This is a genomic window from Prochlorococcus sp. MIT 0603 (assembly GCF_000760215.1).
Lineage (GTDB): Bacteria > Cyanobacteriota > Cyanobacteriia > PCC-6307 > Cyanobiaceae > Prochlorococcus_E.
On the sequence record NZ_JNAW01000002.1, the window covers coordinates 188,982 to 211,441 of the forward strand.

Here is a 22,460-nt window from a genome sequence, read left to right on the forward strand (position 1 = left end):
ATTTATAGAAAAATGATTTTGTAAAATAGCTTCTTCATTCATCTTGTAAGCTAACCTCAACCAAGCCATTTTGGATCCCTGTTTTTCGAAGCTTCCTGAGAGCTCTGTGAACTACTTGTCTGCAATATTCCCTGCTACATTTCATATGTTGTGCTACTTCTGCAAGAGTTCTCCATTTATTTGTTCCATCAAGTCCAAAACGTAAGCTAACAATTGTTCTCTCTTTATTAGTTAGATTTGCTTCTCTAAGTAATGACCATGCTGAGTCATTGCGTTCAGCCAACTCTGCAAGTTCCATTGGAGGCGCTTCTTCGCTTGGCAAGATATCCCCTAACTCTGAAGGTTCTGATTTGGATTGTATTGCTCCTTGCAGGCTTACAGTGATACTTCTAAGTTCACATTCAAGTAGTTCACCTAAATCTTCTTGAGAGATGTTTAACTTATTTGCCAATTGTTCTAAAGAGGGTGTGCTACCACTTTCTTGCATTAATTGTGATTTTGCGGATCTAAGCTTTGTTAATTTCTCATTTATATTTACAGGGATTCTAATAGTTCGACTTTGTGTTGATAAGGCTCTGTTTAGCCCTTGCCTAATCCACCAGTATGCATAAGTAGAGAAACGATGTCCTCTCTTGGGATCATATTTCTCTACTGCTCGTGTTAATCCTAGTGTTCCTTCTTGAATGAGATCTAGTAGTTCAAGCCCTTTCCCTTGATATTTCTTAGCTAAATTAACTACTAGTCTGAGGTTTGCCGTAATCATATGGTTTTTAGCTTTTTCACCTTCTTGGATTGCTTTTTTCTCAGATTCGGTGAAATTCTGGTTATTTGTATTTTGGGTTGATGTTTTGCTTCTTTCCATTAGAGATACCATTGCTTGTACCTTTCTCCCCATGGTGAGCTCTTCTTCTGGTGTAAGTAGTGGGTGACGCCCTATCTCCCCAAGAAAATCACTTAAAGAACTCACGATTTAAAACTCCTTATCATTTATGTGAAATCAGTTTGAAATTTGAAAGTATTAACTTTCGATTAATGCAGCCAAGATTCTTGATTTCATTTTAGATTGTAAATAGTGTATTTATTCTGAATATTTCTCAATATCTAGCCACTTTTTTATGCAAGTTATTACAGAAATGACATCTTTCTTCTCCGCCTATCTCGTAGTATTTATGAAATACGCTCGTAAACACTTTGATTGACAAATCGATTCTGAATAGTGCACTAGTTGCATACTTGCATTATTTATGCATTATTCTCTGTTTTGGTGCTTTGCTTTTTGAGAGATTACGTTTAAAAGTTGATCTGAATAGAGAAGAAGCTATATCCATAATTTTGGCAGATATTATTTATGGGCTGGCTGGGGTTATGCTTATAGTGACAGGCATTCTTAGGGTTAAATTTTTTGGACAAGGGCCAGAGTTTTATACTGAAAATCCCTTGTTTTGGTTCAAAATAGCTTCTTATATTTCTGTTGGATTGCTCTCCCTTTACCCAACTATTACCTATATTTTGTGGGCAATTCCTATAAGTAAAAATAAGCTCCCAACTCTTACAGATAATTTATTAGCAAGGTTTCGCTTAATAATAAATATAGAAATTATTGGATTTTCTTTAATTCCATTAATGGCTACTCTAATGGCTCGAGGAGTTGGATTAGCTACATCTTAATGTCTTTAGATTGCAGGAATTAGTTATTTTTTCTGAGAGTTATTTCTTTTGGAATTTCTCCTGCTATCAAGTACTTCTAATACATCTCTCCAGTCTACGTTGTGGTATCTGAGAGCAACTTGTAGGTGGAAAATTAGATCAGCAGCTTCATTTGCAATGGATTTGGGATCATTATCTTTGCATGCCATTACAAATTCTGATCCTTCTTCTCCAATTTTTTTGAGGATTCTATTCTCACCACTTTCTAAAAGACTATTTGTATAACTTCCAGGTTGAGGGTTGTTGGACCTTTCTTTGATTGTTTGAAAGAGTTCACTACAGGAGTTTGTTAAGGGTGGAAGAAAAGTGGGTTTATCACTTCCCAAAGAAGAATCTTTACCAAAATCCTTGAAAAAACAGCTTCTTGCTCCTTCATGACAAGCAATGGAACCAACTTGCTCAATAGAAAAAATTATTGCATCCGAATCACAATCATATCTAATACTTTTAAGTTTTTGAAAATGCCCACTGGTTTCACCCTTATGCCAAAGCTTTTGCCTTGATCTGCTCCAGTAATGGATTTCGCCTGTCTTTAATGTTTCCTTTAAAGCTGTTTTGTTAACCCATGCCATCATTAATATTGCCCCATCAAGGTAATCTTGAGCAATTGCTGGTATAAGCCCTTTTTCGTTAAAACGAAGTGTTTCTATGATTTCTTGGCTCAGTTGCGTCATATCCTTAATTGATGAAAGAAAATTTAATTGCAATGATGTGGGTAGTGTATTCCCTCAAATATGAAGTAGATGCCTGATCAAACTACTGGTTTTAGCTGTAGCAAGCATTTTGAAGGATTCCCTTGTTGTCATAGGCAATGGAGGCACTCTGGCCATTGTAGTTTTGTTCATGGATATAGTAGAAAGTTTACTTTTTGGTTTAGAGCAAATGCCTTGGATCAACATGGATTTGTGGTTGATTTTTCAAGCCTTTATTTGCTAGAGCAAAAATTGAAAGATCATTTTGATCATACTTTTCTTGTTAACAAAGACGACCCTATGCTTCCACAATGGCAAAAATTACATGATGCGAAAGCTTTAGATCTTCGAATAATGGAAAATGTAGGAATGGAATCAACAGCAAAGATTATTTGGGAATGGGCAAACTTGATTTTATTAGAAAGGGACTCTGGGAGAACTTGTTGCTTTAGAGCACAAGCAAGCGAGAACGATTTCAATTCTGCTTGTTTTGAATTGGTTCCCGATTGGTTTAGGTTTACTTAAACTACAATCGACTCCCACAATCAGCAATATTATTTAAGTCTCATTTGATTATTTTGGTAGAGACCAAGGGTTAATGCCTAGCTTGGCTCCAATTTTATGAGCACAAGCAAAACCACTAAAAGCCACTGCATTTAAACCTTGACCAGGGAAGCAAGAGTCGCCTACACAGTAGAGACTTTCTATGGCTGTACTATTAAAAGGCATTGGCAACAAACCAGGGAGGCGCATTGCAGGGATCGGACCATAACTGCCATTGTGACGACCAAGGAATCGACGATGGCTTCTTGGTGTTCCAATCTCTTGATGAGTGATTAGCTCCTTCACTCCTGGAAAAACTTGTTCGATTTTTGTTATTAGACGATCACAGGCAAGAGCTTTTTTCTTTGCATAAGTTGGTGGATCAAGCCTTTTCCATTCAGCCATGGAGGAAGGAGTAAAGGCATGGATGATGTGATGTCCCTTAGGCGCTAGTGATTTATCTAATAGCGTTGGAATTGAGATGAAAACTACACCTTGTTCTGATTCCATCTTTTCCCATTCGTTAAGTATTAAATGGTGGCAGTGTGACCCTTTAGGGATGCAATCTTCTTTAACCCCTAGATGGATCGATAAGAAGGATGGAGAGGGCTTGTAACGATTCCTCCATTTTTTTTCAGGTTGTGGGGTGTATTCTTCTTCCACAAGAGGTTCTTTAACCCCTTCTCCTCCAAAGGTATCCCACCTTGTGGCATTAGACACTATTATATTAGATTGAAGTTCTTCTCCTGTTGAGAGCTTTACTCCAACAGCTTTCTTTCCTTCTAAAATAACTTTAGTAACTCTGGCTTTATATAAGATCTTGCCCCCATTTGCTTCTAGCCCTTTGACTAGCGTCTCTGCGATAACACCAACACCTCCTTTGGGGTAGTTAATTCCTCCTGCATGACGGTCTGAGAAGACCATGCCACCATTGATCATTGGGGTTTTTTTTGCTGGCATTACTGACCAACAGAAGCATTCTAAGTCTATAAAACTTAATAGCTTTTGATCTGTTATGTATTTACGTGCAACTTCCCCAACATTAAAAGGCAACCACCTTGCTAATCCTAAACATGACAATGGTGCTTTAAAGAAGACCTTGGCTAAATATGCGGGATCTTCGATTGATAATAAAGGCATTGAGTCAAGACAGTTAAAGACTTGCCAACAGACTTTGTAAAAAGCTTTTATTCCTTTCTCTTCATGTGGAAAATGAGAGACTAAGTGCGAAATGAATTGATCATAGTCTCTATCAACTGTAATATCATCTCCTTCTGGTAGGTGATAAGTTAGTTGAGTAGGGTCTGGTATGGTTTCACACCTTTGTCCTACGTCGGCAAGAGCTCTTGTTAGGAGGTTTGTATAACCTTTCTCTCCGAATCCAAATATCATAGAGGCTCCAACGTCAAACTTATAACCATTTCTATTAAATGCACCACTGCTTCCTCCTGGAATGGTGTATCTCTCAAGAACTAAAACTCTTGCTCCTTTTGCCGCTAGCTGGGTCGCAGTAACCAAGCCTCCTATCCCTGAACCAATTACTATTACGTCCCATAAGGACTCTTTGTGCTTAAAAGTTTTCTCTCTAGAGTTCATTGTCTTAGGGGCTCCATGCTAGTCCTAATGGTTTTTGTTGCTGTTTGAATGCTCTTAATGGCTTCTAATGATCTATCACGATAAGCCCTATGTCGTGACTGTTTGTCACGTATCCGTTTATCTAGTTTTGGCAAAAGACCAAAATTTGGAGGCATTGGTTGGAAATTGTTTTTATTAGTTAATTCCTTATCCCATTGCGAGGTGCTTATGAAATCTATTAACGCACCTATCATTGTTGTTTTGGGAAGTATTATAGGGTCACAATGCATTGCTAATAGAGCTGCATTAGTTCCTGCCAGCCATCCTCCTGCTATAGCGGCTGAATAGCCTTCTGTACCAGTAATTTGACCTGCAGCAAGGAGAGAAGATCTTTTCTTGAATTGAAGCGTTGGATTCAAAAGCTTTGGTGATTCAATAAATGTATTCCTATGCATAACTCCAAAACGAACAAACTCTGCCTTGTGCAAGCCAGGAATTAATTGAAGAATTCTTCTTTGTTCTTTCCATTTTAGATTTGTTTGGAATCCTACTAAGTTCCAGAGTCTTCCTTCTTTGTCTTCTTGCCGAAGTTGGACTATGGCATAAGCTCTTTTTATTTTTCTTAGTTCACGATCATTTAAATCCCCCCATCTTGGGTCCCATAGCCCAATTGGCTTGAGTGGACCATATCGCATGGTGTCTTCACCTCTACGAGCAAGTTCTTCAATTGGAAGACAACCCTCAAAAAAGATCGCAGATCCTTTTTCAAAATCTTTTAGTTCTGATTGCTCAGCGTTAATGAGAGCAGATCTAAATGCAATATATTGCTCTTTATTCATTGGGCAATTTATATAATCAGCATCACCTTTGTCATACCTGCTTGCTCTAAAAGCTATCGATAGATCGATGCTTTCCCCATCAATAATTGGGCTGGAAGCATCGAAGAAGTGACATTGTTCAACACCTGTGAATTTGTTAATGTCCGTTGCTAATAAATCACTGGTAAGCGGTCCAGAAGCTATAACAGCTATCTGCTCGGTTGAAGGTAATACTTTGATCTCATTCCTTTCGATAGTTATTAGTGGATGAGAAGATAACTTCTCAGTTATAAAGTGGCTAAATTTACCTCTATCAACAGCTAAAGCTCCTCCTGCGGGAATTGAATGCTGATCTGCCGTTTGGATGATAAAGGAATTAAGAATCCTTAGTTCTTCCTTTAGAAGACCTGATGAGCGATCATTGCTAAGCGATCCAAAACTATTGCTGCAAACTAATTCTGCAAAGTTGCTTGAATGATGTGCCGGAGATCTCTTGAAAGGTCTCATTTCTATTAATTTGACAGATAACCCTGCACTGGCTATCTGCCAAGCAGCTTCAGCTCCTGCCAAACCTGCACCAATTACTAATAAAGGGGTTGATGGCTTCAAGAAATTAACTCTTAGAAACTATCAAGCTTCTAGAACGTAGAAGGAAATTCAGAAAGGGTTATTATCGCCAAATTGACGATTCCATTGCTCTCTAGCAGGTTTTTGTATGTTAAAAGTTACCCATCCAATCGCAGCAAGGATAGGCAGAGTTATAACTAAAATGTTGAGGAGCATAGGGATATAGGGGATTTGATGGTGATCCTACAGAATAGTGGGCGCAATTTGCTAGTTAGTAAAGCAATTCGACTAATAAGCCTCGGACAAGTCTCATTATTTCTTCTTCATAATCGGACTATTTTGAATATAATCATTTTTCATATGAAGATTGTCACGTGACAACTTTCCTATGGAGCTTTAAGGTTCATGAGTGTGGGTCGCTAGCTCAGCGGTAGAGCATCCGGCTTTTAACCGGCTGGTCCTGAGTTCGAATCTCAGGCGACCCATTTTGTCCCAGAAAATTTCTAAGAAATGAGAATCTGCCTGCCAAGGCTTTTGGCTGTTTATATGGCTTCTTTTTTTTTCTTAGATATTTCTTCTGGGCATTCTGGCCTTAATCGTTTTACAGAAATTGATTCTTTTAATAATTGGATAATTGAGCAGAAATTTGATTCTGAAACGAAAAAGGTGGTGTGTAGGGCGTCAATGAAGGGAGATGGAACCTGGTTTGCAGCAAAGATCAGACTAAATAAGAATGATGAAGTTCTCTTGCCCCATGGAGATTCAAAGCATAAAGAAATAGAACTTGATGATTTGGAGCATGTTCGATCACTGTTGCGAAAGTGTCGAGCTAGTCTTCTGTATTTGCTCCCTTAAGGCTTCTTTTGGTGATTCAGATTTGTTTTGATATAGACATAAAGACTCGCCTGTTGAGGGGATGATTTGTTGGATTAGAAATATCCTTTCAGGATTTGAAAATGAAGTTCGCTGCTATTGGGCTCGCTATCTCAGCAAATGTCTCCCTCTATTTTTGGCTTTTAGTGAACAACCCTCTCCCTTAATGGCTTTATGCTTATTGGTATGAGGTCGTATTTGCTTGAAATCTCCTAGTCCTAACTTTTTTACAAATTGCCTAGAATTCTTTAACAGATTTATTATTTCTTTAAGTATTAATAAAGGAGATGTCAGAGAGCAACTTTTTAGGTTGATATGGCACTTTTAGACTCATCCTGAAAGAGATGAACATAGAAATAGATCCAATGCCTAAGAAGTCTTCAACTCTTTCAAAAGTAAATCGTCCTTGGCTCTTACGTTGGTCTGAGGAGGAGAGTGTTTTAGCTGTAATACCCAAATCAAAGACCAAGCGGCTTGCTAAACAAGCTCAATTAGCCAATATTGACGCAGAAAAAGCAGTTAACAGAGCTTATCAGCAGGAACTTCTCAGAGCCAAAGCAATCAGTGAGGCAATGTTTAAATCAGGAAAGGCTGTTAGATATTCTCTTGCAAGTTCAGCTAGGCAAATCGTTTTGAGATTATCAGTAGCCCAAAGAAAAATAAAGGGATGGTTCGATTCTTAATATCTTCTTGCGACCCAATAAAGACTTATTCTTTAAGTAAAATATTAGTTTAATGTGTATCTTATCTCTAAGATGACTTTGCTATATATTGAAGGAGATAAATAACTTTGTATTTTATTTTTTGTTAGAAATGCAACTTTATGTAGTTACCTGGAAGTTTCAATCTTCTGAATATCAAACCTTTGCAGCAGATGCTTTGATTAAATATGTGGACAGCGGTGATTCAGAAAATCAAGTAGAAGGTTATGAAAGAATTGCTTGGGTACATACTCCCCAAGATGGAACTGGAACTATAATTTGCAAGGCTGAGAGTGCAGCTGTTTTATACAGAGTTTTTGGAGCATGGAGGGAGAAATTCGGAATGTCATGGGACTATAAACCAGGCCTTTCTACAGAGGAACTTATAACTTTACTTAAGAAGGAAAGTTGAACTAATTTATTTTTTTCCAGGTTAAATGGAAATTAAAAATATATATGAGTTCTTTTATTTAAGACTATTTTGATGATTATTTATTTTTTGGTTAGAACTGTATATCAAAACATTATCGACGACGCTTTTGTCTGTTCTTTAGACGCTGCTTCCTTTTGTATTTTTCAACAGGAGTTTCGTGATGGCGTATACGCTTTAACTCATTAAATATCCCTGCTTTTGATACCTCTCTTTTGAATCTACGTAAAGCAGATTCGACGCCTTCGTTTTCTCCAACTATTACTTGAGTCAAAGTGAATTTAATTAATGTTCCATCCTAACAGGTGATTATCGAAAATATTGGATTTTTTGAAGATTAATTGAGCATTTTAGAGGTTTGTATCGAAAATTTGTTTCGACTCTAAAAAAGCCATCTTTTATGGCTACTCGTTAACAGGAAAAGCTTTGGGACACATTATTCATTTGATCTCAATAACTTTGGAATCAATTCCTAAGCTTTTCCTATGGCTTTTTAGAGCACTTGTCAGATTTTCAAAATCAATTAACTTCAAATTCTTTATTTATTCCCCTTAATCGTTTAGACAAGAAATGTCAGAACCTTATGGACTCCTCACAATATTTTATTTGGTTCTGATAGCTGGGAGTCTTTGTGATCTACCAAGACTCCCTAAATATTTCTGTTGATGCCTGAAGCTTTAAGAATATCTTTGATTGCTTTAAGGACTTGCTTGATCTAGTAATAAATTTGAGTACTTGCGTTTAAAATTACTTTTAGATACTAGGACTCACAACCATGACTTTTCAAGATAAGGCAATGATTGGCGCGTTAGTATTTTTTGCCTTATCTGGTATCTACTATGTATGGCTGTGGTTTAGTGGATTTATTAGGGAAAGTAATTCAGAAGGCATTAAGCAGCCTTGGGAATAGCAAGGCTTGATTAGAGCTTTATTATTAAGAGCAGCTAACATGACCATATTCAATTTCCTTTTAACTTTTCTCATAGCAATTTCCCCACCTTCTAGCTTTGAATGTGATGGGGATACACTTACCGCAACTATTAGGAATAATCTCAATGGAGATTTTGCAGTTGTTCATGATCTTCAGTTAATTGATGAAGGTGCCTTTGTAGTTCTTGAATGGAAAAAAATAAGCCTTATGCTTCCGGTATCTTTTCAAAAGGGGGAAATTAGTTTTAGCGATAAAAAGTGGTTGTGGAGTTACCAGGATAATCAAAACGGTCTTCATGAAGAGACACCAAGATTTGCCCAACGTCTTTCGGATGGTTCAGTTATTGAGCATAAATGTAAGTTTAATAATGAACTCTACTAATAGGGTGCGCATGCAAATAAGCAATGTTTCCCTTTAAGCCTTTAAAATGACTTTATATTTATCTATTAATTATTTACCTGTTATCAACGAAACATTAATTTGTTTCCACTTCCTGATTGTTTATAAGTCATTGGCCTCTTTAAATAAAGCATCCTTTTGTTGAGATAGCTCCTCAAGCCGTTTTTGCTCTAATGGGTCATAGTGCCTTATTAAGGATTGGCTAAATTCAAAAATCTCTTTGTCTGTTATTCCATTGTCTCTTAATTCTGCAAGTACACTTGAGATAATCTTATACGCATCATTCATTAACTCACGCTTATCATCAGTTGATTTGAAGTTGGACATTTCACTTGAATAGTTTTTTTTAAACTAAAGGGAATTAGAATCAAATGTTAGGAAAATATTTATATTAAGGTTTTTTATATGATCGATATGTCTTTAATGAGCTTTCCCGAGACTAAGTCCAACCAGGTCATCATTGTCTAGTTCGAAATAATAACAAGTATCAGCAATGTCAACCATGATTTGATTCTTGATCTTTTCAATATCAACTTTTTCTATCAGAGGGTTTTTCACGAACTCACTATTTGTTTCCCCTAATGAAAATTTTAAAGCACCTTCGTTAGAGATTCCAAAACCAGTGCTGTTACAGAATGTCTTTGAGAATTTCTTTGAAATCTTATTTTCTAACTTGATTACTTTCGCTTCTATATCTTGTTTTGCTATTGCAGGCTTTGCAAAGGAAAAACTAATGATAAGAATTAGTAAAAGAGTGAAAAAGCGTTTCATTGTTAGAGCATTGCTTTAAAAAAGCTAAGCATGAGATCTTTATCAATACATACGATAGATCGTTGTCTGTGGAAAGTGCATGGAATATTCATAACAGAAAAACTTTTCAGGAATTTCCTGAAAAGTTTTAATTGAGACATGGTTTATAGATTTTGTTGCCTAAAAGATCCACTTGGGAACTAAGATTGGTTTATACGGGGCGTGGCGCAGTTTGGTAGCGCGGGTGCTTTGGGAGCACTAGGTCGCAGGTTCGAATCCTGTCGCCCCGACTAGGATCTCAAGGAATGGGTTTTTGGCTTGTGCCCTAGGCGTGCCCTAGGAGTAGCTTAAGAAAGGATTAAAGGACTTATGGAAACAATCTTCCCAATGCTTTTGTTAGTTGGTTCAACCCTCTACTTGGTTTGGATGTTTCAAAAGTTTTTTAAGAAGACAGATTCATAGCCTCTAAAACCGCCTGAAGAGTTGAGCTAGATCAGCTAGAAAGGGAATAAGCGAGAATTTTTTATGTCTAGGCGGTTTGTTAATGACTTTAATGAAGCAATCAAAGGAACTGCTCCTGGCTCAACTGGAATTGCGATACTTAATGTTCTAACTGCCGTTGGTTGTGTAGTTGCTGCCCCTTTTACTTTTGGAACAAGTCTTTTTGGACTATTAGCCATCCCTGTCTACTCATCTCTGAGTTCAATAGCGAATGAAACTTACAGGACAAGACGTCTTCTGCAAATGGATTTAGAAATCAAGGCTGACAAAGAAGGTCTGTTCGAAATAAGACCACCTAGACCTGTTAGACGAAAGCTTTCAGATGAAGCTTATGAGCAAGAATCTTTTGAAAATGATGACTGGGATACTGACCCAGAAGAAGAAATATTTGATGATATAGAAAATCAGGTTTCTAATGAAAATGATTCTGCAGATCAAATCTTGACAGAAGAGAAAGAGAAGAAGGAAGGTAAACCTGAAGACGATTGAAACGCTTACTACTACCTCAATAAACTCAAATCATGCCTATCAATAAACCTATTCCTGATTCTGTTATTCGTTCTTGGCAGAAGTTCTTTAAACACCTCAAGGCGAGATTTAAAAAATCAAGATATGCTTAAAACATTATATGAGGGAGTAAATGGGAAATATTATGCAAGGGAGGATGCATGGAGTTATATAAAAAATGAGATAAAAATAGATTTAAAAAAAATTATAAAAAATATTGCCTCAGAAAATTAATCTTGAAAAATCAATACCAAGACAAAATAATTCATGGGGATTGCTTAGAAAAATGCAAAACCATTCCTTCTGAAACTTATGATTTAATTTATTTAGATCCACCTTTTTACAGTCAAAAGGAGCAAAAACTTAATTCAAGAGATGGAAAGGAAAATTATGCCTTTGAAGATAGATGGGCGACCATAGATGACTATAGAGAGTCATTATTAGAAAGGATCAAGATTTTGTATTTTGTTTTAAAAAAAGGAGGTTCTATAGTTGTTCATTGTGATTCTTCTGCAAATTACATAATAAGAAAAATACTAGATGATGTTTTTGGATATTCTAATTTTCGTTCAGAAATAATTTGGCATTACAAGAGATGGACCAATTCCCAAAAATGTCCAATTCCAAATCATCAGACAATATTTGTTTACTCAAAAAATAAAGATTATAAATATAATCAAATTCTTGAAGATTATGCTCCAACCACGAATATTGATCAAATACTTCAGGCTCGTAAAAAGGATCATAGAGGCAAATCCGTTTATGCTAGAGATGAATATGGAAATATTAAAGGTTCAGGTTCAAAACGTGGGGTTCCAATTTCGGATGTATGGACGATACCTTTTTTAAACCCCAAGGCAAAAGAGAGAGTGGGGTACCCTACTCAAAAACCTTTAGAGCTTCTTGAAAGAATAATAAAACTTTATTCAGATGAAAATGATTTGGTTCTTGATCCATATTGTGGTAGTGGTACAACCCTTGTTGCTGCAAAAATATTAAATAGAAAATTTACTGGAATTGATATCTCAAAAGATGCAATATTACTTGCTAAAGAAAGACTAGAGAAACCAGTAATTTCTAAGTCAAATTTAATTAAAAAAGGATTTAATTCTTATATTAATGCTCAAAAAGAATACCTGAATATATTAACTGGAATTGATTTAGTTCCTGTTCAAAGGAATAAAGGTATAGATGCTATCGTAAACATAAAGGATAAAGATCCCGCTCTATTAAGGATTCAGCGTTTTAATGAATGCATTCAAGATACGATTAACTCTTTAAATAAAGCATCAATAAACAAAAAATTTTCTTATTTAATAGTGATACAAACAACAATATCTTTAATTGAAGTTGAGAATATTCAAAACAATTTGTATATTATTAATTCTGCGGCATTTTCTCTAAAAGAATTAATTAAAAATCTAAAATAATATTTAGACTTTTGTTCTTATATGCTAAGTAATTGAAATTAGCGGATAAATTGCGGACAAATCTTTCATAGTTTGTCTGGACAAATAACGCAACATAACGCAAATATTTAGACATAGCTTAAAAACCTAGTGTTACCAATAGGGTGTGTGGTGCTTTGGGAGCACTAGGTCGCAGGTTCGAATCCTGTCGCCCCGACTAGGATCTCAAGGAATGGCTAACAGGGTAGGTGCCAAAAAGGTGCCAAAATTGTCATAGTAAGTCCAGTCATGGACATGTTTATCGACTACAAACTTCCATGCTTTTAGCATTCTTTCGATCTACAGCGTTGAGTTTCTCTTCGCACTTCTCCAGGTCGTAGAGGTAAGGAGAATTAGGTATAGCTGGTGTTTTTCTTCTGTAATGGATACCTGCTTTGATTATTTGATTAGTCCTCCATCTCTGAATGGTTCTTTCGCTGACGTTGAAATAGTCAGCAGCATCTCTTTGCTTTACGAGCTTGGGTGTAAGTCTCATCATTGAAGGTTCGATTAAAGGTGGTTAGGTTTGAAATTCTTTGGATATTCGAAGTCATCGATCATCTGTTCTTCTGCTAATCGCAAGATCTCTTTTCTATTTGGATGGTTTTCAATCAGTGCAATTAGCTGGTTTAAGCGTGTGGAATAAGGCCTGCTACTCATACAAGTCATTGAGTTCTTCTTCTGGTAGTAAATGGTGAACGGTGTCTGAATCACAGACGGTAATTTCGTAATCGCCTCTATTAATCAAGCGGATAATTTTGTTTCGAGCTGCGCCTTCTTTCTGATAGGCGAACTCTTTTGTTTTCTTAGTTTTGAGATCAGTTACTCGAATCAAGCAAAGGATTGAACTAGGTCATTGCCAACCTGCAATCTTCCAAGATGCAAATAGCTTGACTCAATACCTCTCACTTCTACTTGTCCAAGCCTTTTGGACAGAAAAATGGACGAAGTCATACCCTTTTCTCCTCTAATTATCTTCGAGAGCCCTACGGGGCCCATTTATTTCGCCTACCCTATACGTACTGACTTCTCAAATTTATCTCATTTTTTAAGGACTCTCCTTGCTTTCTTTCTACTAAGACAGGTCTCTTCTCTGCCTTTGATATAAGCTTTATCCTTCTTTTTTCTCTCTTCTTCACTCAAGTTAAGGTTAGTTTTAATGCTTCTGCCATAGACCTATAACTCATTCCTACATATATCTGTCCTACTACCACTGACACAGTAGCGATAGACCAAAAGACGTAGTACCAGTTGGATTTAATCTGTTTAGTTTGGGTGGGTAACATTATGGTTCTGTATTGCTTATAGGGGTGGTTGATGTTAATACGTGATATACGTGTAATACGTTGCCAGCGTTAGAGTTAGGAGAGAGAAGTTTGAGGATAGTTCTCTAACTTTTACTTACTCCCTCCACTCCAAGTAGAAGTAGTACTCACAATGCCTAGTTCGCTTCGCTCACACGGCAGAGAGCGGAGTTTAAGGGAGGAAGGTTTGTCTTTTATAACTCTTCTTCCTCACTTAAGGGAAGGTTCCACCCTTACTCTTCCCTGTATAGACCCCTTATTGCACCTAAACCCAGGTGGGGACTGATTTGTTGTCTTCCTTTAATCTTGCTTGTCTTCTTTGGTCTACATTCATCCCAAACACTATGTGGTTAGCAGAAGAATGAGGGTTGTCTATGAAATCTTCAAGCATATCGTTCCATTCTTCTCTCTTCCGTAACTTAACCTGTTCCATTGCTGAGATAGAAAGGCAGTCAGTGAAGTATTGAACACCCTGAGCTTTGGAGGAACTTAATTCTTTAATATCTAAAATTCCTTTTTACTATTGTTGACCTTGCCCCTTTAGTCCATTCTTCTTCGCTCCAGTAATAAGTTGCCAAGTTCCTCTCCATCCCTAGAAATTGATTTGTCTCGGATTCATTAGAACACCATCTTTTGCTCGCTTTAGGGATATCTTTCTTATTCATCGATGGGTTAAACGAAATCGATGCAAATTCATCTTTTTCAACCCATTCCTCGCAGGCAACTTTTGCTTGAAGCATTGAAGGATATTTCCCAAAAGCAGGAAAAGAATTAGCTGCTTCTGGGATCGCTAGTACAGAGATTAGGGTCAAGAATAAGATTTTCATGATTACTCACAAACCCACTCTGGTCGCCCGCCGCTCGAATACCAGGTTTTGCCAGTTTCATAATAAACGCATGATGATTTAGCTTCAGCAGAAGATGTCATTGCACTGAGCCCAACGACAGAAGAAACAAGAGCAAGGCCTAATACTGCTCCAATTCGCTTGTGTCCTTTTGCATTTTTGTTTGAAGTAGTCATTTTCTTTTTGGTAGTGGAGGTTGCCTCCTTACACTTAACTCTTGTTCTGATTATTTAGGTTGATTCCACGGAATGAATCACTTATTTTATTGCAGTTATATAACTTTCCGGTCCATCTATCTTCACAGACTTTGATTCCAGAAGGCCCATGGGCTTCAGCAGAAGATGTCATTGCACTGAGCCCAACGACAGAAGAAACAAGAGCAAGGCCTAATACTGCTCCAATTCGCTTGTGTCCTTTTGCATTTTTGTTTGAAGTAGTCATTTTCTTTTTGGTAGTGGAGGTTGCCTCCTTACACTTAACTCTTGTTCTGATTATTTAGGTTGATTCCACATGGGTTCGGATGATTCATTCTTTTCATACTTCTTTTGTACATTCATTCCCCCTCTCCGTTTTCACTGATAAGGAATACTCCTAAGTAGTCATAATGACCCAAAACACCTCTATCAAAGAGCTCTTAGAGAAAAGACTTATCCTGAAGCATTCAGGATATTTCAACTTCGGAATATTTGTGTTCGGGTTGTGTTCGGGATATTTTTAAATTTTATTATCTTGAAGATTATTGGAAAGTTCTACATTAGAGATTAATTATTGATCTCATTTTTTCTAATTGACCTCATATGAAAAATTATTCTCAGAGGGAGTATTAACCTCCAAAATACTAAATATGAATAAGTAAATATGATTTCATAGAGGGGTTTTGTTTTGAGGAGTTCAACAAAGACGTCTTCTCCTCCTATTGAATCTATAGTATCCCAACTGAGGGGAAGTATGATTAAAGATAATATCAACCAAGAAAAGATAAATAATCTTAAAGTTGTTAGTAATTTGATTGGAAAATATCTTCCAAGGAAATCATTACCATACCTACCTCCATTAAATCTATATGATGCAAAAACCTCTAAAAGATCAGCGATTAATACTGCTGGGTATGTTATCCATTTCGATATAGGGGGAGTGTAGTTACCTCCAGAGGCCCAAATTGATGCAATCCAAAATAAAAAGAGAAAATAAACTAGATATTTGAATATCTCATCCTGCGAGAGAGGACCCTTCGCCAAGGTTCTCTTTAGTTTCTCTATCTTCCAGAAGTACATTCTCTAATATTGATTTGATATTTGTTGATTCTATTGTAATCCCTTCTTAAGGCAGCTATAGAGAGAATCATAATAATTGGAATTTATTTGCAACTTCTTCTCATTAAGTTCTTGGCTTGGGAGAACCCTAATCGGTAAGCATTGCGAAAATCAGAACATGCACCAGACTCGTCTTTAATCAACTCTTTTGCCATGGCTCGATTGACATAAGTTCTTATGTTATTTGGATCTAATTTTATTGCTTTTGTGTAATCACTAATAGCTCCTGCATAGTCTTTCATCTCCTCTTTTGCAAGTCCTCGTCTCACATAATTGTCTTTGTTATATGGATCTAATTTTATTGCTTTTGTGAAATCACTAATAGTTCCTTCATAGTCTCCTGATTTCATTTTTGCAATAGCTCGATTGAGATAAGAGCCGGTTATGCTTTTGTTATCTGCAGGCTTTATTCCTATTGCTTTTGTAAAATCATTAATAGCTCCTTCATAGTCTTCCAATTCTGCTTTTGCTATGCCGCGAAGGTTATAAGCCTTGGATTTGACCATTTCTTCCGTAGACTTTAGCTTTATTACTTTTGTGAAATCATTAATAGCTCCTTCAAAATCTTCTAAAAATATTTTTGCTCTTCCTCGACTCGTATGAATTCTGGCTAGGGTCCTTCTATAAAGTTTAGTTTTTGATTTGGATTTAAAGTCAACCGGCCATAATTCCACTGCTTTTGTGAAATCATTAATAGCTCCTTGATAGTCTTCTAATCCTGCTTTTGCATAACCTCGATAGGAATATCCTAAAGCACTTTCTTTTAGAGCTAATGCGATATTTGCAAGGTTAATAACCTCTCTATTTTTACCTGGAATTCTAGCAATCTCTTTAATTCTGTTTATATGGTCTTTAGATTTTTTGTGAGCTTTTTCATTGTTATCATTACTTTCACTTTCACTTTTGCTTTTACGATTATCAATAGCTTCATTGCTTTGATAGTTGTTTTGATTGCTTTTTGACTCATACTTATCAACAAAACGTTTAGCGGTTTGGCTTGAAATCGCAAAGTTCAATCCGACATCTTTTGTAATTCCTAAAGTATTAATTCCAACTACACAGCCAGATGTATTTATTAATGGCCCACCTGAACTCCCTGGATTAATAGCAGTATCAGTTTGAACAATTGTCCCTGCATTTCTAAGACTACTAATAATCCCTTTAGTCAAAGAGAATCCTAAGCCTCGAGGTGCACCTATCGCTATAACTTCTCTTCCTACCTCTGCTTGCTCTTTCTTCAATGGAAGTACTCGTCCTTCTAGCCCTGAAACTTCTAACAAAGCTAAATCAGTCAAAGTTGTCTTAGCACCACCATCCAGAACAATTTGTGCTTTATCCTGATTACCATCAGCCCATTCAACTGTAATTGTTTTGGCTGCTTTGATTACATGGCTATTAGTAAGGATGAGCGTTTTGTTTTTTATATGACGCACGACAAAACCGCTACCAGATGTTTTATCAGTAAATATCATCACTATGCCAGGTTTAGATCTTGCCGTTAATACCTTTGTTGAATATTCTTTTTTGCTGCAATCAGGTGAGAAGCTCCACCATGCAGCATTAAAAAAAGGAACAGAAAAACTAAGTGAAACTATTAGGGGGATTAGTATACGTTTCATGTACTCTTCCTTTAATCCATTAAATCTAGTTTTGTCATATCTACATATCTAGAAAAACCATTAGCTGTTTTCCTAACATTAGGGTGATTAGTTATCACTCTTGAAGACGCATTTCCAAAAATCGCAAAAGCACCGACCATTTTATCCCAACCTTCATAAGTAATCGCTTTCTTTGATTCTTCCTTGCACTTTACTGTAAGTAAATTTGTATAAATACTCCCCACTTCTTTATCTAATTTGAGTTTTTCTTCTTCAGACATATTTATTAAATCTTTTAATTCTGGATGCTCTGATTGTAAACGCAAAGTCCATTTGTTTAATGTCTGCTTGTCTTTAATGCTTGAAGAATTAATCATGCAACTTGCTAGTTTTTGAGTAAATTGATTTGCAAGAGCTGTCTCCCCATTTGCAAGAAGTAGGGAGGGGAGAGTCAGCAATGGAATTAGAAATTTTTTCATTTGGAAGTTATTTAATTCATTCCCTATTAGTTCTGAGTAATTTGTCGTGATTCCAGTTTTTGTAATCCTTGGTTCATACTTAAAGTTATGAAGTTGGACAGATTAGATTGATCGCAACTCTTGTTACGCCCCCCCTGCTAGGAACTTTTTTGGGAAGAAAAGTAGAGAGAGTAGTAGCAATAGATTTCAGCAAAATCCAACAACTTTTTGAGTTCCCGCGTCAAATCACTCGCTCATATCTCACTCCAATAAACGCTTTCAAGCAAGGAGATTTAAACAATTGAGTTAAAATAATTTAAATCTAATAGGAATACTCCTGAGTAGTCATAGTGACCCACAATGGTTCTATCACAGAGGTCTTTATAGAAAAGACTTAGCCAGCAGTATTCAGGATGATTTAGATTTTGAAATCAGGTTCTCTGGATATTCAGTTAATATGTTTTGACCTTCAATATTGAAGTTATTTAATTTAATTATATGAATTATTACGTATAGATTCTATAGATAATTGAACAAGAGGTTGGCGATCAGAGATTGTAGGTAATTTTTTAATTATTGTGCACTTTGCATTAACTCTGTGTTGAAAAATGCTGTCATAATTCATGCTAGGAGTTTCTTCGTAACTCTTTAATGTAAGCGCTTTTAAATCTATCTCTATGGTTTCTTTTGTAGATATAATATTGTATCCGTTTATTGGTTTTCCTGTGTGATGCTTGGTAATAATAAGAGTCTTATTTAAAGGATTTAAGATATTTCTTTTGAATCTCGATTCATAGGTGTATTTATCATTAACATGATGATCAACTCTATAAATATTACCTAATTTATTCGGCACATATACTTCTTTATTTATCATATAGGGTTTATATTTATTCCAACTACTAGTTATTTCATTGTACAGATAAAGTTTCCCATAAGGGTAGTTACGGTCCTTATAGAATACTAGAGAGTCTTTTATATAGATTTGACCATTCTTAGAATTTATAAGAAACTTTTTAGGTAAATATGGAAAAGTAATTGATGTTTTTTTCTTTGGGTTGTAAATCTCTTCAGTGCCTTTGCATGAAATAAATACTAGGTTTTTATTGGGACTTGGTGTAAAACCCATTAAAAATGGGGATATTAACAACAAGAAAGGAATTCTCTTTTTCCTGAGATTCATAAAAGAGCCTTTTGTTTTGAGCATTTGATTATTTAATGTCTACATTCATCTATTTCTGACTTTTCAGGAAGATTCCAAATAAACAACACCTTTTTATATCAATATCTCTTGGCAACATCCTCTTCTGAAAAAATGCCATTGGAATAGGCTTTGGGCAAAAGTAAATCATCAGCCAATTCATGAAGAATTTGTAGTCTGACACTATCAATAGAGCCATAAGACTTAGCCATTTCTATGGAAGCTCTAAGGATGGCTTCCTTACCATCATCACTTAGGTAAGGCGCAACTGATCTCGCTACTTCTTGAATTGAGTGATTGCTATGTTTAACCCGTTGAATTGTTTTCATGAGCATATCTTTTTCGATAGTTATATTTGTAGCTCGCTTAAAACAGATAACTATTCCACCAATATCCAAATCTTCAATATTCTTATTAGCAATAGCTACATTCACAATTATGTCCAAAGTGGCCGATAAATATAATGTCCTCATTTCTTCTTCCTGTTTTTCTGGATCATGATCTAGAATCGATTTCTTATATGTTGTTTGACACGAAGAGCATTCAACATATTCACCTAAATCTTCTGTTGGGAAAGTCCTAATAAAGTAAAGAGTGAAATACTGCTTTGCATGCTTAAGTTCGTATTGCCTATAGCCACCACATTCCGGGCAATAGAATCTACCCCCTTCAGTTGTGTGTGCATGACTTCTACTGCCCCAAATAAGCATTGTTCTAAACCTGTTTTATATGGCACTTTCACCTAGTTCTGGAAATAATTAGTTGATTCCAAAAGGCCTGAATAAAAAATATCTCCAACAATTACTAAAAAAGCTAATAGCGAAAATGAGCTTTGACCTCCCCTCCAAAAGCAGCGCTGCCGCATTCTCTTTTCTTATTCTTTGCGCACTCCTTAGCAATCTTATGTAAATTTTTATCTCTTCTTTCCCAACCAAGATATTGCTGTGTTCGTTCTTCATGCCTACAAGCTCTCAGATAAACTGATTCTGTCCATGTCTCCGTATAAAAACGGTTAAGATAAGGTACGTCTGGTTCAGATCCGTCTGGGTTTGTCCGATTAGGGAGCCATCTAGTACCTTCATATGAATAATCCACTTTACCCCCCCTCCTTGACCATTTGCGGCATTCCGCGCTTGCTTCTATAAAAGAAGAACATCGGCCGAACAAACAACCAGCATGAGCATTAGTTGAGAAGGAGAAAGAACTGATTATTGCGATAAGTACATACCGAGAATAATCATGTTTAGTGAATTTAAGCAGTTGGATTAATTTCATAACTGAATTTATAAAGAATATATAAATGCCTTATCTACTCCAAATAAGGCATTAAAGCTTCCATATCACTAATCTCCGCTTTTTGATTGCAATCAGGACCTTTCAACCGACGAATCTCTTTGACAACGTTCTTTCCATTTGATGACTTGAGCCATCCAGACAAGTGTGAGAGATTTTTTCTATCCAGAGCATTTCTAAGTGCTAAATTTTCATAGTGTTTACTCACTATCCCTTTATCAATGGCACAGTCCAAAGAGACCTTGATACCTGCAGCACCAGCTCTTTCAACAATTCTATCTTCTTCATACTTCGTATAAGCTAAGGAAGATGTCCCTTGAAAAGAAAACAACCCTACTGAAAAAGCTGTCAGAAGAATCAGTCGCTGTAATTTCATATCTATAAAATGGACTCACCTTCTTCTTGTTCCACTCCTGAAAGAATGATTCCAAAAACATCTGGTTAAAATAGGAATCCCCTTTTTATTCGATTAATTGACTCAAATAGAATCACTCTATAAATGCGAGAACTACCAATACATACTGAATAAATTTCACTCATGCACAAAATCAAAAAAGCCTGGTTACTTAGACAAAAAGACACAGGCTGGGGGTATGCATGTGGACATGCATTGCCACCTATTATCAGTATTTTTATAGCAATCTTTTACGCAGTTACTAGAAAAACCATCACACCACTTCTATTAACCTTCTCGTTAAATCTTTTATTAACACCACCTCGAATAATTCTCTTCTTAGCCGCCTCTGGATCCGATGACCCACAAGTTCAGCAAGGATTATCTGGAATTGCTGTACTACTGTTTTTAATAAAATTTATAGCTACAGCAAATATTGCTAAGTTTGGTATTAGAAAAGCAAGATTATTTGCAAAACAAAAACTTGGAGAAGTAGTTGGATAATGAAAAGCCAGGGTTCTCATTAGAATGCCGATTACACGACCTGATTTTGTGATAACTCAAAAATATTGGTATTACACTAAAAACTCATTAGGTGTGTAATACATTTTGCGATAGTGTGATTAGATTGTGATAACCAATTACTAAAAAGTCGCGTCCCGTTTCCTTTTTGGAATCACCATTCAAAATCTAGAACTAGGAGAGATTGTAATTGCTTTCAAGGTAATGAAAATCTCTAAATTTTTAGTTGCTGCTGCTATTTTATTTGGAGGTGTATCAGGTATTGCGTCTTCAGCTCGGTCAAGATTTGAGTGTAAAGACGAGGGTGTGTATGGGATTAGCTGTTATGGAACGATACATTGGCGCCGTGTTTTTATGGGCATTTACCCCGGATCTAGAGGCATTACGATTAATGGATCAATTGATGGAGCCCCATTCAGCGTAACTTGTGCGAGCACAAGCATCAGGGGGGCAAAGTGTAATTAATTTTCTTTTGATAAAAGAAATCTGATAGCTCTGTGCCCCGATTGTGATAATTGTGTGATATATATCCTTTCTTTTTAGTCCTTAAAATAACTTGCTCTTCTGACCTCTAAAAAAAGGTTTGTATTACACATCCAAAAGGTGCCGATTAAATTTCTTATACCAATATCTGTTAATAGCCAATTATTAGCAGATTTAGAATCACCATAGACAAGTCAGAACTAAAAGTACGTAGTGAAGTCTTTTCCATGCGTACTAATCACCAAACAGGTTTTGCCAATCAAAAAAAAACTGGTTTCATGCCAACCATAAAAAGCGCATGGCATAGAAGACAACTTGATACAGGTTGGGGGGTAGCCATCAAACATATTTTTCCACCTTATGCACTCTATTATGCAATCACACGTAGAACACGAACTCCTATTTTATATCTGTTAGGGCTATCATTTTTTCTAACTTTCTTTTCAGCTTTTTTACAAAGTCTCCTTGATTTAGACCTAAGTTTGTTTCGATTATTTGAAGTCCCTATAACAATTATCTATATTCCATTTATAGCAAAACACGCCATTAAGCAAGCACGTCATTATGCTAAATACAAACTTAGGAGAATAGTTAATTAAAGAACAAA

Annotated in this window: 34 protein-coding genes and 2 tRNA genes; 15 read left to right on the forward strand and 21 right to left on the reverse strand. The window is 36.2% G+C overall.

Going from position 1 to position 22,460, the window contains the following annotated elements:
* Positions 1-34: 34 nt before the first annotated feature.
* Positions 35-967 (reverse strand): sigma-70 family RNA polymerase sigma factor, encoded by a 933-nt coding sequence (locus EV07_RS02765; RefSeq protein ID WP_036917153.1) that lies wholly within the window; start codon positions 965-967, stop codon positions 35-37.
* 224 nt (positions 968-1,191) lie between these two features.
* Here EV07_RS02765 and EV07_RS02770 point away from each other — a divergent pair, with 224 nt between their 5' ends.
* Positions 1,192-1,668, forward strand: a complete 477-nt coding sequence (locus tag EV07_RS02770; RefSeq protein ID WP_036917154.1) for a DUF2214 family protein — start codon at positions 1,192-1,194, stop codon at positions 1,666-1,668.
* 23 nt (positions 1,669-1,691) lie between these two features.
* Here EV07_RS02770 and hisIE read toward each other — a convergent pair whose 3' ends face one another.
* A complete protein-coding gene (gene hisIE / locus EV07_RS02775; protein ID WP_036917156.1) occupies positions 1,692-2,381 on the reverse strand; it encodes a bifunctional phosphoribosyl-AMP cyclohydrolase/phosphoribosyl-ATP diphosphatase HisIE in 690 nt (229 codons plus the stop codon).
* 69 nt (positions 2,382-2,450) lie between these two features.
* Between hisIE and EV07_RS02780 the strand changes: the two genes are divergently transcribed.
* Positions 2,451-2,924 (forward strand): 6-carboxytetrahydropterin synthase, encoded by a 474-nt coding sequence (locus EV07_RS02780; RefSeq protein WP_036917158.1) that lies wholly within the window; start codon positions 2,451-2,453, stop codon positions 2,922-2,924.
* A gap of 48 nt (positions 2,925-2,972) precedes the next feature.
* Here the strand turns inward: EV07_RS02780 and crtH are convergent, their stop codons facing one another.
* From crtH to EV07_RS02795, 3 genes are read right to left on the reverse strand one after another with little or no spacing between them, the layout of a single operon-like run.
* Positions 2,973-4,538 carry a carotenoid isomerase gene (gene crtH / locus EV07_RS02785; protein ID WP_036917159.1) on the reverse strand — a complete coding sequence of 522 codons (1,566 nt, stop codon included), beginning with the start codon at positions 4,536-4,538 and terminating at the stop codon, positions 2,973-2,975.
* On the reverse strand, positions 4,535-5,944 hold the full coding sequence (gene trmFO, locus EV07_RS02790) for an FADH(2)-oxidizing methylenetetrahydrofolate--tRNA-(uracil(54)-C(5))-methyltransferase TrmFO (RefSeq protein WP_036917161.1): 1,410 nt from the start codon (positions 5,942-5,944) through the stop codon (positions 4,535-4,537). Before trmFO ends, crtH begins: the two co-directional genes overlap by 4 nt.
* 48 nt (positions 5,945-5,992) lie before the next feature.
* A complete protein-coding gene (locus EV07_RS02795; RefSeq protein ID WP_036917163.1) occupies positions 5,993-6,118 on the reverse strand; it encodes a photosystem II protein Y in 126 nt (41 codons plus the stop codon).
* Between the two features lie 197 nt (positions 6,119-6,315).
* Here EV07_RS02795 and EV07_RS02800 point away from each other — a divergent pair.
* From EV07_RS02800 to EV07_RS02815, 4 genes are all read left to right on the forward strand, one after another.
* A tRNA-Lys gene (locus EV07_RS02800) sits at positions 6,316-6,387 on the forward strand.
* Between the two features lie 61 nt (positions 6,388-6,448).
* Positions 6,449-6,757 (forward strand): hypothetical protein, encoded by a 309-nt coding sequence (locus tag EV07_RS02805; RefSeq protein WP_052043925.1) that lies wholly within the window; start codon positions 6,449-6,451, stop codon positions 6,755-6,757.
* A 362-nt stretch (positions 6,758-7,119) separates the two neighbouring features.
* Positions 7,120-7,458 carry a hypothetical protein gene (locus tag EV07_RS02810; protein WP_152557586.1) on the forward strand — a complete coding sequence of 113 codons (339 nt, stop codon included), beginning with the start codon at positions 7,120-7,122 and terminating at the stop codon, positions 7,456-7,458.
* A gap of 130 nt (positions 7,459-7,588) precedes the next feature.
* A complete protein-coding gene (locus EV07_RS02815; protein WP_036918154.1) occupies positions 7,589-7,888 on the forward strand; it encodes a DUF3303 domain-containing protein in 300 nt (99 codons plus the stop codon).
* A 112-nt stretch (positions 7,889-8,000) separates the two neighbouring features.
* Here EV07_RS02815 and rpsU read toward each other — a convergent pair whose 3' ends face one another.
* On the reverse strand, positions 8,001-8,180 hold the full coding sequence (gene rpsU, locus EV07_RS02820; protein ID WP_036917165.1) for a 30S ribosomal protein S21: 180 nt from the start codon (positions 8,178-8,180) through the stop codon (positions 8,001-8,003).
* A 501-nt stretch (positions 8,181-8,681) separates the two neighbouring features.
* Here rpsU and EV07_RS10105 point away from each other — a divergent pair.
* Positions 8,682-8,816, forward strand: coding sequence for a hypothetical protein (locus EV07_RS10105; protein ID WP_275040933.1), 135 nt, complete (start codon positions 8,682-8,684; stop codon positions 8,814-8,816).
* 39 nt (positions 8,817-8,855) lie between these two features.
* A complete protein-coding gene (locus tag EV07_RS02825; RefSeq protein WP_036918155.1) occupies positions 8,856-9,218 on the forward strand; it encodes a hypothetical protein in 363 nt (120 codons plus the stop codon).
* 120 nt (positions 9,219-9,338) lie between these two features.
* Here the strand turns inward: EV07_RS02825 and EV07_RS02830 are convergent, their stop codons facing one another.
* On the reverse strand, positions 9,339-9,563 hold the full coding sequence (locus tag EV07_RS02830) for a hypothetical protein (RefSeq protein ID WP_036917166.1): 225 nt from the start codon (positions 9,561-9,563) through the stop codon (positions 9,339-9,341).
* Between the two features lie 93 nt (positions 9,564-9,656).
* Entirely contained in the window at positions 9,657-10,007 is a 351-nt protein-coding gene (locus EV07_RS02835; protein WP_036917169.1) for a hypothetical protein, read from the reverse strand.
* Between the two features lie 195 nt (positions 10,008-10,202).
* Here EV07_RS02835 and EV07_RS02840 point away from each other — a divergent pair.
* The 4 genes from EV07_RS02840 (at position 10,203) to EV07_RS02850 (ending at position 12,424) form a co-directional block, all read left to right on the forward strand.
* Positions 10,203-10,276 (forward strand) — tRNA-Pro (locus EV07_RS02840).
* Positions 10,277-10,511: 235 nt separating this feature from the next.
* A complete protein-coding gene (locus tag EV07_RS02845) occupies positions 10,512-10,976 on the forward strand; it encodes a hypothetical protein (protein ID WP_036917171.1) in 465 nt (154 codons plus the stop codon).
* Between the two features lie 60 nt (positions 10,977-11,036).
* Positions 11,037-11,228, forward strand: a complete 192-nt coding sequence (locus EV07_RS09550) for an ApaLI family restriction endonuclease (protein ID WP_275040934.1) — start codon at positions 11,037-11,039, stop codon at positions 11,226-11,228.
* Between the two features lie 2 nt (positions 11,229-11,230).
* The gene (locus EV07_RS02850) at positions 11,231-12,424 is read left to right on the forward strand and encodes a DNA methyltransferase (protein ID WP_152557581.1); all 1,194 of its coding nucleotides are present in this window, start codon (positions 11,231-11,233) and stop codon (positions 12,422-12,424) included.
* Between the two features lie 277 nt (positions 12,425-12,701).
* Here the strand turns inward: EV07_RS02850 and EV07_RS02855 are convergent, their stop codons facing one another.
* The 13 genes from EV07_RS02855 to EV07_RS02910 form a co-directional block, all read right to left on the reverse strand.
* Positions 12,702-12,941 (reverse strand): hypothetical protein, encoded by a 240-nt coding sequence (locus EV07_RS02855; RefSeq protein WP_052043924.1) that lies wholly within the window; start codon positions 12,939-12,941, stop codon positions 12,702-12,704.
* 332 nt (positions 12,942-13,273) lie between these two features.
* On the reverse strand, positions 13,274-13,396 hold the full coding sequence (locus EV07_RS10110; protein ID WP_275040932.1) for a hypothetical protein: 123 nt from the start codon (positions 13,394-13,396) through the stop codon (positions 13,274-13,276).
* Between the two features lie 615 nt (positions 13,397-14,011).
* Positions 14,012-14,179 (reverse strand): hypothetical protein, encoded by a 168-nt coding sequence (locus EV07_RS09555; protein ID WP_193742730.1) that lies wholly within the window; start codon positions 14,177-14,179, stop codon positions 14,012-14,014.
* A 64-nt stretch (positions 14,180-14,243) separates the two neighbouring features.
* Complete coding sequence (locus tag EV07_RS02865) at positions 14,244-14,573, reverse strand: hypothetical protein (RefSeq protein WP_036917173.1); 330 nt, start codon at positions 14,571-14,573, stop codon at positions 14,244-14,246.
* A 2-nt stretch (positions 14,574-14,575) separates the two neighbouring features.
* Positions 14,576-14,767 carry a hypothetical protein gene (locus EV07_RS02870; protein ID WP_036917176.1) on the reverse strand — a complete coding sequence of 64 codons (192 nt, stop codon included), beginning with the start codon at positions 14,765-14,767 and terminating at the stop codon, positions 14,576-14,578.
* A 34-nt stretch (positions 14,768-14,801) separates the two neighbouring features.
* The gene (locus EV07_RS02875) at positions 14,802-15,032 is read right to left on the reverse strand and encodes a hypothetical protein (protein ID WP_036917177.1); all 231 of its coding nucleotides are present in this window, start codon (positions 15,030-15,032) and stop codon (positions 14,802-14,804) included.
* Between the two features lie 320 nt (positions 15,033-15,352).
* Entirely contained in the window at positions 15,353-15,829 is a 477-nt protein-coding gene (locus EV07_RS02880) for a hypothetical protein (RefSeq protein ID WP_152557579.1), read from the reverse strand.
* Between the two features lie 119 nt (positions 15,830-15,948).
* Positions 15,949-17,523, reverse strand: coding sequence for a trypsin-like peptidase domain-containing protein (locus tag EV07_RS09220; RefSeq protein ID WP_052043922.1), 1,575 nt, complete (start codon positions 17,521-17,523; stop codon positions 15,949-15,951).
* An 11-nt stretch (positions 17,524-17,534) separates the two neighbouring features.
* Positions 17,535-17,981: a hypothetical protein gene (locus EV07_RS02890; protein WP_036917182.1), complete on the reverse strand. Its 447-nt coding sequence runs from the start codon at positions 17,979-17,981 to the stop codon at positions 17,535-17,537.
* Between the two features lie 469 nt (positions 17,982-18,450).
* Positions 18,451-19,143, reverse strand: a complete 693-nt coding sequence (locus EV07_RS02895) for a hypothetical protein (RefSeq protein ID WP_152557577.1) — start codon at positions 19,141-19,143, stop codon at positions 18,451-18,453.
* A gap of 98 nt (positions 19,144-19,241) precedes the next feature.
* Complete coding sequence (locus EV07_RS02900; RefSeq protein WP_036917186.1) at positions 19,242-19,871, reverse strand: tellurite resistance TerB family protein; 630 nt, start codon at positions 19,869-19,871, stop codon at positions 19,242-19,244.
* Between the two features lie 103 nt (positions 19,872-19,974).
* Positions 19,975-20,436, reverse strand: coding sequence for a hypothetical protein (locus tag EV07_RS02905; RefSeq protein WP_036917189.1), 462 nt, complete (start codon positions 20,434-20,436; stop codon positions 19,975-19,977).
* Between the two features lie 34 nt (positions 20,437-20,470).
* Entirely contained in the window at positions 20,471-20,830 is a 360-nt protein-coding gene (locus tag EV07_RS02910) for a hypothetical protein (RefSeq protein WP_036917191.1), read from the reverse strand.
* Positions 20,831-20,992: 162 nt separating this feature from the next.
* Between EV07_RS02910 and EV07_RS02915 the strand changes: the two genes are divergently transcribed.
* From EV07_RS02915 to EV07_RS02925, 3 genes are all read left to right on the forward strand, one after another.
* Positions 20,993-21,352: a hypothetical protein gene (locus tag EV07_RS02915; RefSeq protein ID WP_036917193.1), complete on the forward strand. Its 360-nt coding sequence runs from the start codon at positions 20,993-20,995 to the stop codon at positions 21,350-21,352.
* A 222-nt stretch (positions 21,353-21,574) separates the two neighbouring features.
* Positions 21,575-21,835 (forward strand): hypothetical protein, encoded by a 261-nt coding sequence (locus tag EV07_RS02920; protein WP_152557575.1) that lies wholly within the window; start codon positions 21,575-21,577, stop codon positions 21,833-21,835.
* Positions 21,836-22,080: 245 nt separating this feature from the next.
* Positions 22,081-22,452 (forward strand): hypothetical protein, encoded by a 372-nt coding sequence (locus EV07_RS02925; RefSeq protein WP_036917197.1) that lies wholly within the window; start codon positions 22,081-22,083, stop codon positions 22,450-22,452.
* Positions 22,453-22,460: the final 8 nt, after the last annotated feature.

What these genes read in the sequence shown, in the direction of transcription:
- EV07_RS02875 (WP_036917177.1), bottom strand. Translation starts at nt 15,032, where the DNA reads ATGACTACTTCAAACAAAAATGCAAAAGGACACAAGCGAATTGGAGCA.
- EV07_RS02900 (WP_036917186.1), bottom strand. Translation starts at nt 19,871, where the DNA reads ATGCTTATTTGGGGCAGTAGAAGTCATGCACACACAACTGAAGGGGGT.
- EV07_RS10105 (WP_275040933.1), top strand. Translation starts at nt 8,682, where the DNA reads ATGACTTTTCAAGATAAGGCAATGATTGGCGCGTTAGTATTTTTTGCC.
- EV07_RS02805 (WP_052043925.1), top strand. Translation starts at nt 6,449, where the DNA reads ATGGCTTCTTTTTTTTTCTTAGATATTTCTTCTGGGCATTCTGGCCTT.
- EV07_RS02810 (WP_152557586.1), top strand. Translation starts at nt 7,120, where the DNA reads ATGAACATAGAAATAGATCCAATGCCTAAGAAGTCTTCAACTCTTTCA.
- EV07_RS02920 (WP_152557575.1), top strand. Translation starts at nt 21,575, where the DNA reads ATGAAAATCTCTAAATTTTTAGTTGCTGCTGCTATTTTATTTGGAGGT.
- EV07_RS02845 (WP_036917171.1), top strand. Translation starts at nt 10,512, where the DNA reads ATGTCTAGGCGGTTTGTTAATGACTTTAATGAAGCAATCAAAGGAACT.
- EV07_RS02915 (WP_036917193.1), top strand. Translation starts at nt 20,993, where the DNA reads ATGCACAAAATCAAAAAAGCCTGGTTACTTAGACAAAAAGACACAGGC.
- EV07_RS02890 (WP_036917182.1), bottom strand. Translation starts at nt 17,981, where the DNA reads ATGAAAAAATTTCTAATTCCATTGCTGACTCTCCCCTCCCTACTTCTT.
- crtH (WP_036917159.1), bottom strand. Translation starts at nt 4,538, where the DNA reads ATGAACTCTAGAGAGAAAACTTTTAAGCACAAAGAGTCCTTATGGGAC.
- EV07_RS02830 (WP_036917166.1), bottom strand. Translation starts at nt 9,563, where the DNA reads ATGTCCAACTTCAAATCAACTGATGATAAGCGTGAGTTAATGAATGAT.
- EV07_RS02780 (WP_036917158.1), top strand. Translation starts at nt 2,451, where the DNA reads ATGCCTGATCAAACTACTGGTTTTAGCTGTAGCAAGCATTTTGAAGGA.
- EV07_RS10110 (WP_275040932.1), bottom strand. Translation starts at nt 13,396, where the DNA reads ATGACTTCGTCCATTTTTCTGTCCAAAAGGCTTGGACAAGTAGAAGTG.
- EV07_RS02825 (WP_036918155.1), top strand. Translation starts at nt 8,856, where the DNA reads ATGACCATATTCAATTTCCTTTTAACTTTTCTCATAGCAATTTCCCCA.
- EV07_RS02905 (WP_036917189.1), bottom strand. Translation starts at nt 20,436, where the DNA reads ATGAAATTAATCCAACTGCTTAAATTCACTAAACATGATTATTCTCGG.
- EV07_RS02925 (WP_036917197.1), top strand. Translation starts at nt 22,081, where the DNA reads ATGCGTACTAATCACCAAACAGGTTTTGCCAATCAAAAAAAAACTGGT.
- EV07_RS02795 (WP_036917163.1), bottom strand. Translation starts at nt 6,118, where the DNA reads ATGCTCCTCAACATTTTAGTTATAACTCTGCCTATCCTTGCTGCGATT.
- EV07_RS02835 (WP_036917169.1), bottom strand. Translation starts at nt 10,007, where the DNA reads ATGAAACGCTTTTTCACTCTTTTACTAATTCTTATCATTAGTTTTTCC.
- EV07_RS02815 (WP_036918154.1), top strand. Translation starts at nt 7,589, where the DNA reads ATGCAACTTTATGTAGTTACCTGGAAGTTTCAATCTTCTGAATATCAA.
- EV07_RS09220 (WP_052043922.1), bottom strand. Translation starts at nt 17,523, where the DNA reads ATGAAACGTATACTAATCCCCCTAATAGTTTCACTTAGTTTTTCTGTT.
- EV07_RS02855 (WP_052043924.1), bottom strand. Translation starts at nt 12,941, where the DNA reads ATGATGAGACTTACACCCAAGCTCGTAAAGCAAAGAGATGCTGCTGAC.
- EV07_RS09555 (WP_193742730.1), bottom strand. Translation starts at nt 14,179, where the DNA reads ATGGAACAGGTTAAGTTACGGAAGAGAGAAGAATGGAACGATATGCTT.
- EV07_RS02865 (WP_036917173.1), bottom strand. Translation starts at nt 14,573, where the DNA reads ATGAAAATCTTATTCTTGACCCTAATCTCTGTACTAGCGATCCCAGAA.
- EV07_RS02910 (WP_036917191.1), bottom strand. Translation starts at nt 20,830, where the DNA reads ATGAAATTACAGCGACTGATTCTTCTGACAGCTTTTTCAGTAGGGTTG.
- EV07_RS02895 (WP_152557577.1), bottom strand. Translation starts at nt 19,143, where the DNA reads ATGAATCTCAGGAAAAAGAGAATTCCTTTCTTGTTGTTAATATCCCCA.
- EV07_RS02870 (WP_036917176.1), bottom strand. Translation starts at nt 14,767, where the DNA reads ATGACTACTTCAAACAAAAATGCAAAAGGACACAAGCGAATTGGAGCA.
- hisIE (WP_036917156.1), bottom strand. Translation starts at nt 2,381, where the DNA reads ATGACGCAACTGAGCCAAGAAATCATAGAAACACTTCGTTTTAACGAA.